The following is a 15,192-nucleotide window of genomic DNA, read 5'->3' as shown; positions in this document are numbered from 1 at the left end:
GACCGGCCTGGCGCGGTCGAAACTGGTGGGAGGGGGCTTGCCCCCGATAGCGGCAGGTCAAGTGACAAATGTATCAACTGGCACTCCGTGATGGGGCAGACCCTCCCACATTTGTTTGTATTCCAGGCATAAAAAAACGCCGCGTACCTTGCGATACGCGGCGTTCCTCACATCAACACCTTAGGCTTGAATCACCGGGATGTTGGCGCTTGCAGCGATCTTGCGGAACTCGGCGATCTGGTCGAAGTTCAGGTAGCGGTAGACGTCGCTGGCCATGGTGTCCAGCTTGGCCGCGTAGCCCATGTACTCTTCGACGGTCGGCAGGCGACCCAGCGTGGAGGCGACTGCCGCCAGCTCGGCCGAGGCCAGGTAGACGTTCGCACCATCACCCAGACGGTTCGGGAAGTTACGGGTCGAGGTCGACACTACGGTCGAATTCGGCTCAACACGTGCCTGGTTACCCATGCACAGCGAGCAGCCCGGCATTTCCATGCGTGCGCCGGCCTTGCCGTAGATGCCGTAGTAGCCTTCTTCGGTCAGTTGGTGAGCGTCCATCTTGGTCGGCGGCGACAGCCACAGACGGGTGGGCAGCTGACCCTTGACCTGTTCCAGCAACTTACCGGCAGCGCGGAAGTGACCGATGTTGGTCATGCACGAACCGATGAACACTTCGTCGATCTTCTCGCCGGCAACGCTGGACAGCAGACGGGCGTCGTCCGGGTCGTTTGGTGCGCAGAGGATCGGCTCGTTGATTTCCGACAGGTCGATCTCGATGATTTCGGCGTATTCCGCGTCGGCATCGGCTTCCATCAGCTCAGGGTTGGCCACCCAGGCTTCCATCGCTTGAGCACGACGTTCCAGAGTGCGTGCATCACCGTAGCCTTCGCCGATCATCCAGCGCAGCAGGGTGATGTTGGAGTTCAGGTACTCGGTCACGGACTCTTTGGACAGCTTGATGGTGCAACCGGCGGCTGAACGTTCGGCCGAGGCGTCGGACAGCTCGAAAGCTTGTTCCAACGTCAGGTCGTTCAGGCCTTCGATCTCCAGGATGCGGCCGGAGAAGGCGTTTTTCTTGCCTTTCTTTTCTACGGTCAACAGACCCGATTGGATCGCGTAGTAAGGAATGGCATGAACCAGGTCACGCAGGGTGATGCCAGGTTTCATTTTGCCTTTGAAGCGCACCAGGATCGATTCCGGCATGTCCAGTGGCATTACGCCAGTGGCTGCGGCGAACGCGACCAGACCGGAACCGGCCGGGAACGAGATGCCCATCGGGAAACGGGTGTGGGAGTCACCACCGGTGCCGACGGTGTCCGGCAGCAGCATGCGGTTCAGCCAGCTGTGGATGATGCCGTCGCCTGGGCGCAGCGATACACCGCCACGGGTCATGATGAAGTCAGGCAGCGTGTGGTGGGTGGTCACGTCGATCGGCTTCGGATAGGCCGCGGTGTGGCAGAAGGACTGCATCACCAGGTCGGTCGAGAAGCCCAGGCACGCCAGGTCTTTGAGTTCATCACGGGTCATCGGACCGGTGGTGTCCTGGGAACCCACGGTGGTCATCTTCGGTTCGCAGTAAGTACCTGGGCGAACGCCTTTGCCTTCCGGCAGACCGCAGGCCTTGCCGACCATTTTCTGTGCCAGGGTGAAGCCTTTGCCGGTGTCGACAGGCGCTTCAGGCAGCTTGAACAGATCGGTTGGGCCAAGACCCAGCTCGGCGCGAGCCTTGTCGGTCAGGCCACGGCCGATGATCAGCGGGATACGGCCGCCGGCGCGGACTTCGTCCAGCAGCACCGGGGTTTTCATTTCGAAGGTGGTCAGGACTTCGTCGGTGCCGTGTTTGCAGACTTTGCCAGCATGCGGGTACAGGTCGATCACGTCGCCCATGTTCATGTTGGTCACGTCGAATTCAATCGGCAATGCACCGGCATCTTCCATGGTGTTGTAGAAGATTGGCGCGATCTTGCTGCCGAAGCAGAAACCGCCTGCGCGCTTGTTCGGCACGTAAGGAACGTCATCGCCGAAGAACCACAGTACGGAGTTGGTCGCCGATTTACGCGACGAACCGGTACCGACCACGTCACCGACGTAGGCGATCGGGAAGCCTTGGCCGCGCATCTCTTCGATCTGCTTCATCGGGCCGGTTTTGCCTTGCTCGTCCGGTACGATGCCTTCGCGGGCCATTTTCAGCATGGCCAGGGCGTGCAGCGGGATGTCGGGGCGGGACCAGGCGTCCGGGGCAGGGGACAGGTCGTCGGTGTTGGTTTCGCCGGTGACCTTGAATACGCGCAGGCTGATCTTGTCGGCCAGGGTTGGGCGGTTGCGGAACCACTCGCCGTCAGCCCAGGACTGGATCACGCCTTTGGCGTGTTCGTTGCCGTTGCGGGCTTTTTCAGCCACGTCGTGGAACGCATCGAACATCAGCAGGGTGTGCTTGAGTTGGGCGGCGGCGACAGGCGCCAGCGTGGCGTCGTCCAGCAGCTCGACCAACGTCACGATGTTGTAGCCGCCCTGCATGGTGCCCAGCAGTTCAACGGCGCGTTTCTTGTCGATCAGGGGGGAAGTGGCTTCGCCCTTGGCCAGGGCGGACAGGAAACCGGCCTTGACGTAGGCAGCTTCGTCAACGCCTGGTGGAATGCGGTTGGTGATCAGGTCAACGAGGAATTCTTCTTCGCCAGCCGGGGGATTTTTCAGCAGCTCGACCAGGCCTGCGGTTTGTTCGGCATTAAGCGGCTGGGGAACGATACCCAGTGCTGCACGCTCTTCGATATGTTTGCGGTAGGCTTCAAGCACAGTTATTACCCTCATCAGTGGTCCCACGGGACGCTCATCCAGAAATGAACGGCACGCATGCGCTCGGGGGCTTTTTGGGCCGCAAAGCCAGCGCTGCCGGCATTCCTTACAGAAGCTGCTTTCAAAGTTTTACGCCTGCAGAACGGAGCTGATGAGGGTTGGCGCGGTTTTTGACCTACCGGGGTCAATCCCGCGCCAATACCGTTCTGAAGGAACGACTGTGCTCGTGACGCTTTGAAAACAGCTTCCAGCGGATTATTGGCGCCTTACAAGGCCGGATGATTCTACGGCAAAAAAATTCTAAAGGTAAGTTGCCACCGCAAGTTTGCTGGATGATCAACCTTAGACAAAGGGCTAACATGGCAGACTGTTTCGCTGATTTGCGTGTCGTTGCCCATGCCCAACCAAACCATCAAGACCCCCTGCGTCGGCCTGTGCTCCACGGTTTACGGCGATCTCGTGTGCCGTGGTTGCAAGCGTTTCCACCATGAAGTGGTCCAGTGGAATGGCTATGACGAAGAACAAAAACGCGCGGTGTGGCTGCGGTTGGAGCAGCTGTTGGTGCAGGTGATGGCCGGCAAAGTGGAGATTTTTGACCCGAGAACCCTGCGTAGCCAATTGGAACAGCGCAAGATCCGCTTCGTGCCGCACCAGTCCCCGTATTGCTGGGCGTACCAGTTGATCGCCCGCGGAGCGCGGGTGATCAATAACCTGGAGGCGTACGGGATGGTGCTGTTGCCGGAGTTTCGCGACTGGCCCCTGCCGGACCTGCGCGATGCGATCGACCGTGAGTTCTTTATCCTGTCCGAGGCGCATTACCAGCGCTATATCGCGCCGGGGTTTCTGAGAGATGCGCTCGCCGACTGACAACACGAGTCCAGAATGTGGAAGGGGGATCAGCGTCAGGCTTTGTTTGCCAGCTCTTCCAAGTGATCCATCAGCGTCTGCGGCTTGAGCACCAGTACGTCGCCTTCTACCTTGTCGAGCACCACTTCCGCCGTATTGCCGATCAATGCGCCGGTCAGGCCGGTGCGCGCCACGGTGCCGATGATGGTGACGGCCGCCTGGTATTTGTGCGCCGCAAAGGGAATCAGCACATCCGCCGGGCCTTCCTCGATATGCAAGTGGCTGTCATCCACGTCGAACTCGGCCTGGAACGCTCTGCACTGCTCGCGATAACGCGCCTCGATGGTTTCCTTGAGTTGAAACGTCGGGTCCGCCGCCGACAGCATCGGCGACGGATGGGCGCTGATCACGTGCAACTGCGCCTTGGCCAGGCTGGCAATGTCAAAGCCGTGATCAATGATCGAGTTGTGCAGCGAGCGGTGCTCACCGTCGGTGTTGCCCACGTCGATCGCCGCCAGGATGACCCCGCCGGCCCAGGGCGTGGCGGTCTTGACCAACAGCACCGCCGTCGGGCAATAACGCAACAACTTCCAGTCCGCCGGCGTCAGCAGCGCCTTTTTCAGCGGGCTGTCGGGAAAGTGCTGCTTGATCACCAGGCCGCAACCTTCAGCCTGCTGCACATCGATGATGGTTTCATGCAGGCTTTCATTCCATGCCTGCTCGGTGGTCACGCTGTAACCGTCCTCCTGCAAACCGGCCTTGAGCAGGCTCAACAGCGCCGAATGCTCATGCTGCTTGTCGCAGACCAGCAAGTGCAGGTGTGCACCGGTCACCCCGGCAATCAACTTGGCGCGCTTGAGGGCCAGGCTTTCGGAATGTTCAGGCTCGATGACCACCAGGATGCTGCGGATGGCTTGCATGGTCGGGATCTCCAAAAGGGGGGGGCGTGGAATAACTATAGTTGCTGCCCGCGGCGCGTCATGTTGATGCACATCAAGGCCGGTGGCTGGTGGTCTGCCGCGTGGTCGGTATAATCGCCGGCCTTTTGTGATCCTTTGCCCGTGAGCCCGATGAACCTGCCCGAAATCCACGAATTCCTCGGTTGCCGCACCCCCGACGCCTGGGTCCAGGCCGCGCTGGCCGATCAGGAAACCCTGCTGATCGACCACAAGAACTGCGAATTCAAGGCCGCCAGCACCGCCCTGAGCCTGATCGCCAAGTACCATGGCCACGTCGACCTGATCAATATGATGTCGCGCCTGGCCCGGGAAGAACTGGTGCACCACGAGCAAGTCATGCGCCTGCTGAAAAAGCGCAAGATCGAGCTGCGCCAGCTGCACGCCAGCCGTTATGCCTCGGGTTTGCGCAAAGTGGTGCGCAGCCACGAACCGGTGAAGCTGGTGGATACTCTGGTGGTCGGTGCCTTTATCGAGGCGCGCAGTTGTGAGCGCTTCGAGGCGCTGGTGCCGCATTTGGATGAAGAACTCGGCAAGTTCTACTTCGGTTTGCTCAAAAGCGAAGCTCGGCACTTCCAGGGCTACCTGAAGCTGGCTTATCAGTATGGCGAGGCCCGGGATATCGCCCAGGTAATCGAGCGGGTGAGGGCGGCCGAGCAAGCGTTGATCGAGTCGCCCGATGTCGAGTTCCGCTTTCACAGTGGCGTGCCGGCCGTTTAAAAAAAATGTAAACGAATCCGTGCAAGCGCTGTTGCATTTTTATCAAGTGGAGTGGGTTATGCCGCAGTTGTTTTTTGAGCCTTCCTTCTGGAGTGCTACTGTGCTGATTTGTTGTTTAACGCCGAGTTTATGTGGGATGCTTTTTGGAACACCTAAAGGGCGTTTAAGAGAACGGGTTTGGCTTTACCGTGGAGCGGGTGTTGAAATTCTCTTCGTACTCCTACCGTTTGTATTTTACGGTATTGGGAATTCGTTAAACGGTTCGTATGCTCAGTTTATGGCAAGTCCGGAATTGCCAATGGCCGCAATGGTTCTTTTCGCCATGACCATATTTTCAATGTTAAAAGGTATTTATGCTTCCCAAGGAAGGGTCGCAATAGAAGCATTCTTGATAGGCACAGTTTTGTCGGTTTTTCTAATGATGTCCTGTGGTGCATATATATCTTGGCTCGCCTTTCGAGATTATGTATCTCCATGGTTTGGTGTCGTTAATAGTGTCTTGATCGTTGTGGCGGTTCTGTTTTCTTTTGCTATCACCGCGTCGATGTCCTTTTTAGCCAAATCACCAGAAAGCTTCGGCGCAGCAGGTGAAACGTGACGTTTTTGCGCATAGCACCCTGTGGATGACATTAAAAAACGCAGTTTATTTGTTAAAAGCGCTTTAAAACATGCAGCGTCGTCGACTGCTGCTGGACCGTTGATTCAGTTGTTCAGTTTGCTACCTATAATTCCCCGCTCTTCTATCCGCGACTGCACACTGAAAATACATGGAAAACATGGGGCCTGTCTGGTGCAGCAGGTATCGCAATGGCATGGCGGGCAGGTGCATGCTCTGGATTCGGAGTTGGGCGGGGCCTCGTTTCGGATGACGTGGGCGTATGCAGGCCCGCTGTGACGGTGTAGATATTGATCATTTTGCGACCGCGCACCTTTAAGCTCTTGGCATCGCCGCCCAGATTGATCGCATAGCCGCCACCGCCCTGGGTCTTGCGGCAGATCGAGCAGTAACAGCGCTGATAAGGGTAGGGGCGCGCACTGATGAGGCTGAATGTCACGGCGCCGCAATGGCAGGATCCTTCGAGCTGCATGGGAGGTCTCCACTGGCAAGGTGACTGTTAAGCCTAGATGTTTTTACGGCTGGGCGGCCGGGGATTTCTCACTCGCCCTTGAAGCGGATTGCCCGATAACGCGGCGCCGCCAGGTGCCAGGCAATATTGCCGCGCCACTGGTTATGCAGGGCCTGGGCGCAGACCTGCGCCTGTTCCTGGCTGCGCTCGTCAAATCCCAGCGTTGCAAGCCGTTCAGGCAATATGGCCTGGGCTTGGGAAAAGCGTTCAGCCCATTGCTCAATGCGTTGGGACACATCCTCAGTGGCCTGTTGCGCGGTAAACCCGCGAGTGTGTCTGAGGTGAGTCAGCAGGTTGAAAATATCCTCGTTGGGATCTTCCATGGTTGGGAACGAGATGACATCGTTGACCGCTTTGAACAGGTTCAACGCCAGGCTGCGAAGCTCCTGCCAGGGGGAGCTGTAGTAGAGGGCGCTGGGCAAGTTGATATTTTGTGCCAGGTAAGTGAACTCCAGGCACACCTGAAATCCACCGGCGTTTTGCCAAAGGCTTTCATAGCCGTCGGCACCCGGTTGAGTGTGGTGCAGCCGATGCACGAGCGCGACGGCGCACGGGGCGAGGTAATTGGCGTATTGCTCCGCGACGCGTTGTTTCCAGATCGGCGGCATCAGGCGGGCGGCCCTGTGCACGATATCGGCGAGTGCGCAGGCGAGTGGTTCGCGGCTCGCCGTGTTCGAGGTGAACGCTCGGGTGTACACGCCGCGAATCAGGCGTTCGAGGATGTCCGGGTCCTTGCAGTCCTCATCGGCGAGGTCGTCCTGGCAACTGAACCAGCCCACCAGATCGGACAGGATCAGCAGGATGTCCGCAGGCGCATCACTCCACATGTAACCGGCATAAGTGCCCGGTACGTAGATATCCAATTGATGGGCCGCATGAGGCGTGGCTTCCAGCCCCATACGGTTTAGCCACTGACGCGTATGGCTTTGTGCTTCGTCCGTGTATGGGCTCAATGGGAAAGCCGTTCCGCCAGACAATAACCCTGTCATCTCGTGTACCCGGTGACGCATGAAAGACGCTGACAGTTATTAACGTAGATGAGTCCGCGACCGGGCGTTATACGAATTTTGAATGGCGATGCGGCGGGCGCGGCGCAATAGTTCTGTGCGCTATGGTTGCAGTTTTTTATTGCCAAAAAAAAGCATGCGTGGCGCGTACGCCGCTAAGGTTAAAGGCAAGGAAGCAATGTCGAGGTAATGCGGTGGCCAGGTTGTGCGGTGGGTCTTTTACCGGTGAGTAAACTCATAGTGTTGAAGGATACCCATGAATAGCCCCGTCGCCGCATCGATGCCACCCGATATGCGCATGCCAAATCCCAGTGGATTGAGCCGTTCGCTTACCAGACCCAGTTCCATGGAAAACTCATTCGCACCGAGCTTGCCTGGGCGCTCGCCATGTTCTTTGGCGTCCCCTCGACGCAAGCGAGTGTGCTGTGCGAGGCGGTTGAGCTGATGAATACCGCTTCGTTGATACACGACGATGTGTTCGATGGAGATCACTTGCGGCGGGGGCAACCCTCGGTATGGTCAACGTACGGCGCGAACGTGGCAATTATTTCAGGCATGCACGGCTACCTGGCAGGCCTTCAGCATCTCGCCGTCCTGGATAACGTCACTGTCATGAATGCCGGCCTGCAGAGTCTTGAAGCCCTGCACATCGGTCAATACCTGGATGTTTCAGCGAGTGAAGGCAGTGTGTTGCCGACGCTGGACGAGTACAGGTTGATTGCTCAAGCCAATACGGGCTGCTTTTTGGTTTTCATCTTGGACGTCTGTCAAAGTTTGAGACCGTTGGATGCCCTGATCTATGGAACCCTGAAAACCTTGTTGTATGAGCTGGCTGTCTACTATCGGTTCGTCAATGATTATTGCGATGTAAATCACATCCCGCATTTTGCCAAAAAAGGCTTCGCAACGGACCTGGAAGGTGGCCCCAAGTCATTTCTAATGATACTCGCCAGGCGATCCTTGGCTAAAGCGAAGAGGTCTTCTGACGAAAAGAACGAAATCATCCGCGCCTGGGGTGATGCGGGCGTACTTGACCTGGCGCTGGCATTGATGGAAGGCGAATACGACCAGTTACTCCAGAACCTGGACCTCGTTCGACGGCATTGCGCCAAGCGCAACACCCAGCGGCTGGAAGCGTTTATCCGTGATATCCACTTCCAGCCTGAACCTGAAGACGATTACTACAAGCGCATCCTCAGGTAGCGGCTTATTGGTCCAGTGCACTCAGGATTGCATGCGCCACCTTCACCCGCTCGGCATTCGGGTAGTTCTTGTTCGCCAGGATGACCACGCCGATGTCCTTGCTCGGGACATACGCTACATAGGCACCAAAGCCGCCGGTAGAGCCGGTTTTGTTGAACAGCATATTGGCGGGCTGCACCTGGGGTTTGGCCAGCCAGTTGGCTTTGTGCGGCTCCATCGCCATGGGGGTCGAGTTACCGTCGGTCAACGCTTGCAACGTGATCGGGTAAGAGTAGTACTCCCAGCCCAGGGCCTGGGTCATGTCGTTGACGGTGTAATGACCGGTGTGGGTGGTGTCGATGGCCTGCTGCAAGGGTTTTTCCAGCGTGTCGGGGTGCATGTTGACCATCACGTAGTGCGCCAGGTCCTGGGCGCTGGTCTTGAGGCCATAGGCTTCGCTGTCCAGTGCGCCAGGGCTTACGCGCACCGGTTTCTGGTTCTTGTCATAGCCCTGGGCGTACAGCCCGGCCTTGTCGGCGGGGACGCTGACATAGGTGTTCTTCAGGCCCAGCCTTGGCAGCAGGGTCTTCTCCATGGCGACCTTGAACGGCTGGCCCATGCTTTGCGCCGTCAGGTAGCCGAACAGGCCGATGCTCGGGTTGGAATACAGGCGCTGCGCGCCCGGCGCGTAGGTGGGTTTCCAGTGCTGGAAGTAGTTGAGCATGCGGTCGGCGCTGTCGGCCGAGTCGGGAAACTGCAAGGTCAGGCCGCCGGGGGTGTAAGTGGCCAGTTGCAGCAGGCTGATCTGGTCGAAGGCACTGCCTTTCAAGGCGACAAGTGCTCGCTGGCCTTGTCCGATAGCTTGAGTTTGCCGGTGGCCTGGGCATAACCGCCGAGGGTTGCCGTGAACGTTTTGCTGACCGAGCCGATTTCGAACAGTGTGTCCTGGCTGACGGGTTGCCGAGTGTCCCTGGAGGCTACGCCGTAGTTAAAGTATTGCACTTGGCCCCTGTTCACCACGGCGACGGACAGGCCGGCGATGCCTTGTTGCTGCATCAGTGGTTCGACGTTATTGTCCACGACCGCACGCAGGTCGGTGGCGGCGACGCAAGACCCGGCACCGAGTAATAATGCGTAAAATAGGACGATTCGTGCATTGATAAAGGATTTTTCGTACATACAATCTGGCTTCCATATAAGTGACGGGCCGATGACCAAGGTCTTCGCGAACGACGCAAATCTAGGCAGAGTGCGACCCTTCGACAACCGATGATATCTCGCACCAGCCATTAGAAAAACTAAGGTTAAGACATGCTGCGATCCCATCTGCCCCTCAATGCCCTGCGGGCATTCGAAGCCTCGGCCCGGCATTTGAGCTTTACTCGGGCAGCCATCGAACTGTGTGTGACCCAGGCGGCGGTCAGCCATCAGGTCAAGAGTCTGGAGGCGCAGTTGAATGTCATCCTGTTCAAGCGTTTGCCCAGAGGGCTGATGCTGACCCGTGAAGGCGAAACCCTGCTGCCGGTGGTACACGAGTCTTTCGACCGCATCACCAACACCTTAGACCAGTTCGAAGGCGGGCATTATCGGGAGGTGCTCAGCGTGGGGGCGGTCGGCACCTTCGCGGTGGGCTGGTTGCTGCCGCGCCTGCCGGATTTCCAGAGTCGCAACCCGTTTATCGATCTGCGTCTGTCCACCCACAACAACCGTGTGGACGTGGCTGCCGAAGGCTTGGATTACGCGATTCGTTTCGGTGCGGGCGCCTGGCACGGCACTGACGCCTGCCAACTGTTGGTGGCGCCGTTGAGCGTGCTCTGCGTGCCGTCAATCGCCGAGCAACTGCGCACGGCGGACGATCTGTTGAAACACACCTTGCTACGCTCTTACCGCGCCGATGAGTGGAACCTGTGGTTCCAGGCCGCAGGGTTGCCCGCCGATACCGTGATGCCGCGCAGCATCGTGTTTGATTCCTCGTTGGCGATGATGGAAGCGGCATTGCAAGGGATCGGCGTGGCGTTGGCGCCGGCGATGATGTTCCCCCGGCAGCTGTCCACCGATGTGATTCGCCAACCGTTCGATGTGACTATCACCACGGGCAGCTATTGGTTGACGCGCCTTCAGTCGCGGGCGCAGACGCCCGCGATGGCGGCTTTCAAGGACTGGTTGCTCGAAGCGTCTTCGCTTTAGCTCAGATATTTGCGAAACCAGCCCAGTGTGCGCTCCCAGGCCAGGTTCGCCGCCGCTTCGTCATAGCGCGGCGTCGAATCATTATGGAACCCGTGATTGGCGCCCTTGTAGATGAATGCCTCATAGGTCGTGCCTGCCGCTTTCAACGCTTGCTCATAGGCCGGCCAGCCTTCGTTGATCCGTGTATCCAGCTCGCCGAAGTGCAGCATGATCGGCGCCTTGATCCGCGGCACGTCCTGGGCCTGCGGCTGGCGCCCATAGAACGAAACGGCCGCGCCCAGCTCGGGATAGGCCACCGCCGCCGCGTTGGTCACGCCGCCGCCGTAGCAGAAGCCGGTGATGCCGACTTTGCCGGTGCTGCTGTCGTGCTGCATCAGCCATTCGATGGCCGCGAAGAAGTCGTTCATCAGTTTGGTCGGGTCGACGGTCTGTTGCAGGGCCACGCCTTTTTCATCGTTACCGGGGTAGCCGCCGACCGAGGTCAGGCCGTCGGGGGCCAGGGCGATAAATCCAGCCTTGGCCAGGCGTCGGGCGACGTCTTCGATATACGGATTCAAGCCACGGTTTTCGTGGACCACCACCACCGCCGGCAACTTGCCCGCAGCCTTGGCCGGGCGCACTAGATAGCCGCGTACCGTGCCGTTACCTTTGGGCGAGGGGTAGGTGATGTAGTCGGCGACAATGTCCGGGTCGGTGAATTTAACCTGCTCGGCCAGGGCATAGTTGGGGCTCAGCGCCGCCAGCAGTGCCGAGGCGGTCAAGCCGCCGAAGGTGAACAATGCCGCGCGGTCGAGAAACTCGCGCCGGTTGAGCTTGCCGTGGGCATAGCCGTCGTAGAGTTCCAGCAGTTCGGGGGCAAAGTCCTTCGCGGTGAGACGAGTCATCGGTGCAATCCTCGATTGGCGGTGGCAATCAATGTAGACCAGGTTCAGCCGTTGCGGCCATGGGCGGCGGCGGCCAGCTGCCCGGTGTCGACGCGCACGAACACCGAATCACCGATTGCGGTGAGCACGTCGCCCGCGTATACCTCGCAGATCACGCGGGTTTTGCGCCCCACGTCGCCTTCGACCCGCGCGCGCAGGGTCAGGGGGACGCCCATGGGGGTGGGTTTGATGAATTTGATGCCCAGGTTACCGGTGACGCAATCGATACGCGGCAGGCTGCCGGGTTCGCGGTGTTCGGCCTGGTAATGGCAGGCCATGGCGGTCCAGTTGGAATGGCAGTCCACCAGCATGGCGATCAGGCCGCCATAGACCAGGTCCGGCCAGCCGGTGTACTGGGCGTCGGGTTGGTACTCGGCGATGACGTGGATGCGGTCTTCATCCCAGCGGCTCTTGAGGTGCAGGCCGTGGGGGTTGCTGCTGCCGCAGCCGAAGCAAATGCCTTCCGGGGCCGTGATGTCTTGTAGGGACGGGACGTGCATGCAAAGTCCTTGTGGTGGTGGGTGGCTACTCTGTTTAGCAGGACAAGCGCCGGATGGGAATACAGTCAACCTTTTGCGGAGCGGTGCATGAAACGTCGAATTTTAGCGGTTGCCCTGGCTTTGGGTTGTATCGCCAGCGCTCAGGCCGTGGAGTACAAGGACGTCAACCCCACCGCCAGTCAGATCAGCTTTACCTACATGCAATTGGGGCAGCGCGTGTACGGCACGTTCGGCCAGTTCGAGGGCACGTTGACCTTCGACACGCAGAAACCGGAGGCGGCGCATGCAGTGCTCAAGATTCAGCTCGCCAGCATCAATGCGGGCAGTGACGAGGCCAATGACACCCTGCAACGCCCGTCCTGGTTCGATACGGCGACCTATCCGGTGGGCGTGTATGAATCCACCGGGGTCAAGGCGCTGGGCGGCAGTCGTTTTCGTATCAGCGGCAACCTGACCATCAAGGGCGCCACGCGCCCGGTGGATGTGCAGGTGCTGCTCAAGGAGCAGGATGGCATCGGTGTCTTTGACGGCGAGTTCATCCTTGACCGTGGCGACTTCAAGATCGGCGAGGGGGAGTGGGCCGGTAACAGCGTGGTCTCCAACGACATCCACATCAAGTTCAAGATGGTTGCGCCACAGCGCTAGCGGGCGAAGCGCTTGGCGCCGGCCACGCAGCCGATCACGGTAACGGTCACCAGTACCATGCCCAGGCTCACCTGTTCGTGCAGCAGGCCCGCCGCCAGCGCCAGGCCGAAGAACGGTTGCAGCAATTGCAACTGGCCAACGGCGGCAATGCCGCCCTGAGCCAGCCCGCGATACCAGAACACAAAGCCGATCAGCATGCTGAACAAGGCTACATAAGCCAGGCTGAGCCAGGCCGGCAGGCTGATGCCGGTAAAGTCGGACGGTGCCAGCACCAGGCTCAGCGGCAGCACCACCGGCAGCGACACCACCAGCGCCCAGCAGATCACTTGCCAACCGCCCAGGCTGCGCGACAGCGTGGCGCCCTCGGCGTACCCCAAGCCACACACCAGCACCGCCAACAGCATCAACAGGTCGCCGGCGGGCGCGGCGCTCAAGCCCTGGGCGACCGCGTAACCCATCACCAGTGCGCTGCCCAGTATCGAGAACAGCCAGAACACCGGACGCGGCCGCTCGCCGCCACGCAGTACGCCAAAGAGCGCGGTGGCGAGGGGGAGCAAACCGATGAACACGATGGAGTGCGCGGAGGTCACGTATTGCAGCGCCAGGGCGGTGAGCAGCGGGAAACCGATCACCACGCCGAGGGATACGATCACCAGCGGGCCCCATTGACGGCGTGTGGGACGCTTCTGCTTGAACAGCCACAGCCCCAGCAGCCCCAGCACGGCGGCGATGGTGGCACGGATCAGGGTGAGAAATACCGGGTCGAATTCCATCACGGCCAGGCGTGTCGCGGGCAGCGAGCCGCTGAAAATCAGCACGCCGATAAAACCGTTGATCCAACCCTGGGTGCTGCTGTCCAGGCTGCCGAGGGGGGAGGTGCGTTCCATGGTGGGCGTCCGAAATAAGAAAAGATTGCGTAAGAGCCATCCTAGGATTGAAGATTAAGACAATCAAAAAATTGTCATGGATACAGTGCCCATGCCCCGCGCCCGCTACAAACGGCTGGTTGACGCCTTTGCCGAAGCCATCCGCTCGGGGCAAACGCCCGCCGGCACGCGTCTGCCCACTCATCGCCAATTAGCGGCCGAGCATGGCCTGGCCCTGGTCACCGCCAGTCGCGTGTACACGGAGCTGGCGGCCATGGGCCTGGTCAGCGGTGAAACCGGGCGTGGCACCTTTGTGCGCGAGATCTCGCTGCCGCCGGGGCAGGGCAGCGGGCAGATGGCGGTGGCGGCCGGCATGCTCGACCTCAACTTTAATTACCCCGCGTTGCCGGGCCAGGCCGAGTTGCTGCGCACGGCGTTGCGCCAGTTGGCGCTGTCCGGCGACCTGGAGGCACTGCTGCGTTATCAACCCCATGCCGGTCGTTTGCATGAGCGTGTGGCGATGGCTCGGCACTTGTCATGCCGGGGTCTGAGTGTGGAGGCCGCGCAGGTGCTGGTGGTCGGCGGCGCCCAGCATGGTTTGGCGGTGACCTTGATGGCGCTGCTCAAGCCGGGGGATGTGATCGCCGTGGACGCGTTGACGTATTCGGGGTTCAAGGTGCTGGCCGAGACCCTGCACCTGGAAATCGTCGCCATCCCCGTGACCGCTCAGGGGCCGGACCTGGATTGCTTGCACGCCCTGTGTCGCAAGCGCCCGGTGCGCGCGGTGTACAGCATGCCGACCTTGCACAACCCATTGGGTTGGGTCATGGACCTGGCGCAGCGCGAACGACTGGTCGCCATCGCCCGTCAGCATAACCTGATGATCATCGAGGATGCGGCCTACGCCTTTCTGGCCGAAGACGCACCGCCACCGCTGGCGAGCCTGGCACCGGAGCGCACGGTGTATGTGGGCGGGTTGTCGAAGAGTGTCGCCACCGGGCTGCGGGTGGGGTTTGTCGCCGCGCCGATTGCCTGGGTAAAACAGCTTGAGCGCGCGATCATGGCCACCACCTGGAACGTGCCCGGTGTGATGAGTGCCATTGCGGTGGCCTGGCTCGAAGATGGCACGGTGGCGCAGTTGGAGGCGCAAAAGCGCCAGGACGCCCAGGCGCGTCAGGCGTTGGCGGCGCAGGTGCTGAAGGGGCTGACGTACATCAGCCACCCGTCATCCTACTTTTTGTGGTTGCCGTTGGCGGAGGACGCCCGCGCCGATCAAGTCGCCATGGCCCTGCAGCGCGAGGGGGTGTGCGTGTCCACCGCCGAGCCATTCGCCGTCTCGGCCCATGTGCCCCACGCACTGCGCCTGGCCTTGGGCTCGGTGGACATGCAGGCGCTGCGCGGGGCGTTGCTCAAGGTGCGCCAAGGGGTGGCGTGGTGATCTCG

14 protein-coding genes and 2 pseudogenes are annotated in these 15,192 nt (G+C 60.0%); 7 read left to right on the top strand and 9 right to left on the bottom strand.

Annotated features, from left to right (window positions below; translation table 11 throughout):
- Nucleotides 1-180 precede the first annotated feature (180 nt).
- A complete protein-coding gene (gene acnB / locus JWR98_RS08065; RefSeq protein ID WP_078733003.1) occupies nucleotides 181-2,790 on the bottom strand; it encodes a bifunctional aconitate hydratase 2/2-methylisocitrate dehydratase in 2,610 nt (869 codons plus the stop codon).
- A gap of 396 nt (nucleotides 2,791-3,186) precedes the next feature.
- On the opposite strand from acnB, the gene JWR98_RS08060 reads away from it, so the two are divergent.
- A complete protein-coding gene (locus JWR98_RS08060) occupies nucleotides 3,187-3,657 on the top strand; it encodes a DUF1289 domain-containing protein (RefSeq protein ID WP_205489708.1) in 471 nt (156 codons plus the stop codon).
- Nucleotides 3,658-3,692: 35 nt separating this feature from the next.
- Here the strand turns inward: JWR98_RS08060 and JWR98_RS08055 are convergent, their stop codons facing one another.
- Complete coding sequence (locus JWR98_RS08055; protein WP_078733005.1) at nucleotides 3,693-4,556, bottom strand: universal stress protein; 864 nt, start codon at nucleotides 4,554-4,556, stop codon at nucleotides 3,693-3,695.
- Between the two features lie 150 nt (nucleotides 4,557-4,706).
- Between JWR98_RS08055 and JWR98_RS08050 the strand changes: the two genes are divergently transcribed.
- Together JWR98_RS08050 and JWR98_RS08045 are read left to right on the top strand one after the other, a co-directional pair.
- Nucleotides 4,707-5,312 (top strand): MiaE family protein, encoded by a 606-nt coding sequence (locus JWR98_RS08050; protein ID WP_078733006.1) that lies wholly within the window; start codon nucleotides 4,707-4,709, stop codon nucleotides 5,310-5,312.
- Between the two features lie 19 nt (nucleotides 5,313-5,331).
- Nucleotides 5,332-5,910, top strand: a complete 579-nt coding sequence (locus JWR98_RS08045; protein ID WP_205489706.1) for a hypothetical protein — start codon at nucleotides 5,332-5,334, stop codon at nucleotides 5,908-5,910.
- Nucleotides 5,911-6,211: 301 nt separating this feature from the next.
- Here the strand turns inward: JWR98_RS08045 and JWR98_RS08040 are convergent.
- The 3 genes and pseudogenes from JWR98_RS08040 to JWR98_RS29730 all read right to left on the bottom strand — a co-directional run.
- A pseudogene (locus JWR98_RS08040) lies at nucleotides 6,212-6,400 on the bottom strand (GFA family protein); the annotation flags it as partial.
- Between the two features lie 68 nt (nucleotides 6,401-6,468).
- Nucleotides 6,469-7,392 carry a terpene synthase family protein gene (locus tag JWR98_RS08035; RefSeq protein ID WP_225908631.1) on the bottom strand — a complete coding sequence of 308 codons (924 nt, stop codon included), beginning with the start codon at nucleotides 7,390-7,392 and terminating at the stop codon, nucleotides 6,469-6,471.
- A 273-nt stretch (nucleotides 7,393-7,665) separates the two neighbouring features.
- Nucleotides 7,666-7,794: a hypothetical protein gene (locus JWR98_RS29730; protein ID WP_263974304.1), complete on the bottom strand. Its 129-nt coding sequence runs from the start codon at nucleotides 7,792-7,794 to the stop codon at nucleotides 7,666-7,668.
- On the opposite strand from JWR98_RS29730, the gene JWR98_RS08030 reads away from it, so the two are divergent.
- The gene (locus JWR98_RS08030; RefSeq protein WP_341869745.1) at nucleotides 7,762-8,649 is read left to right on the top strand and encodes a polyprenyl synthetase family protein; all 888 of its coding nucleotides are present in this window, start codon (nucleotides 7,762-7,764) and stop codon (nucleotides 8,647-8,649) included. The two genes, JWR98_RS29730 and JWR98_RS08030, sit on opposite strands and share 33 nt — an antisense overlap.
- Before the next feature lie 4 nt (nucleotides 8,650-8,653).
- Here the strand turns inward: JWR98_RS08030 and ampC are convergent.
- Nucleotides 8,654-9,807 (bottom strand): annotated as a pseudogene (ampC, locus tag JWR98_RS08025) (class C beta-lactamase).
- A gap of 132 nt (nucleotides 9,808-9,939) precedes the next feature.
- Here ampC and JWR98_RS08020 point away from each other — a divergent pair.
- Nucleotides 9,940-10,815, top strand: a complete 876-nt coding sequence (locus JWR98_RS08020; protein ID WP_205489705.1) for a LysR family transcriptional regulator — start codon at nucleotides 9,940-9,942, stop codon at nucleotides 10,813-10,815.
- Here JWR98_RS08020 and yghX read toward each other — a convergent pair.
- Both yghX and JWR98_RS08010 read right to left on the bottom strand, forming a co-directional pair.
- Entirely contained in the window at nucleotides 10,812-11,699 is an 888-nt protein-coding gene (gene yghX / locus JWR98_RS08015) for a YghX family hydrolase (RefSeq protein ID WP_078733011.1), read from the bottom strand. The genes JWR98_RS08020 and yghX overlap by 4 nt on opposite strands.
- A gap of 44 nt (nucleotides 11,700-11,743) precedes the next feature.
- Nucleotides 11,744-12,238 carry a PaaI family thioesterase gene (locus JWR98_RS08010; protein WP_078733012.1) on the bottom strand — a complete coding sequence of 165 codons (495 nt, stop codon included), beginning with the start codon at nucleotides 12,236-12,238 and terminating at the stop codon, nucleotides 11,744-11,746.
- 87 nt (nucleotides 12,239-12,325) lie between these two features.
- Here JWR98_RS08010 and JWR98_RS08005 point away from each other — a divergent pair, with 87 nt between their 5' ends.
- Complete coding sequence (locus JWR98_RS08005) at nucleotides 12,326-12,883, top strand: YceI family protein (RefSeq protein ID WP_078733013.1); 558 nt, start codon at nucleotides 12,326-12,328, stop codon at nucleotides 12,881-12,883.
- On the opposite strand, the gene JWR98_RS08000 is transcribed toward JWR98_RS08005, so the two are convergent.
- Nucleotides 12,880-13,770: a DMT family transporter gene (locus tag JWR98_RS08000; RefSeq protein ID WP_078733014.1), complete on the bottom strand. Its 891-nt coding sequence runs from the start codon at nucleotides 13,768-13,770 to the stop codon at nucleotides 12,880-12,882. The two genes, JWR98_RS08005 and JWR98_RS08000, sit on opposite strands and share 4 nt — an antisense overlap.
- Before the next feature lie 91 nt (nucleotides 13,771-13,861).
- On the opposite strand from JWR98_RS08000, the gene JWR98_RS07995 reads away from it, so the two are divergent.
- The gene (locus JWR98_RS07995) at nucleotides 13,862-15,187 is read left to right on the top strand and encodes an aminotransferase-like domain-containing protein (RefSeq protein WP_205489704.1); all 1,326 of its coding nucleotides are present in this window, start codon (nucleotides 13,862-13,864) and stop codon (nucleotides 15,185-15,187) included.
- Nucleotides 15,188-15,192 lie beyond the last annotated feature (5 nt).

Origin of the sequence: Pseudomonas lactucae, assembly GCF_016937615.1 — a bacterium.
GTDB classification, from domain to species: domain Bacteria; phylum Pseudomonadota; class Gammaproteobacteria; order Pseudomonadales; family Pseudomonadaceae; genus Aquipseudomonas; species Aquipseudomonas lactucae.
Note: the sequence above shows the minus strand (reverse complement) of the source record. Positions and strands in the feature narration are given on the sequence as shown.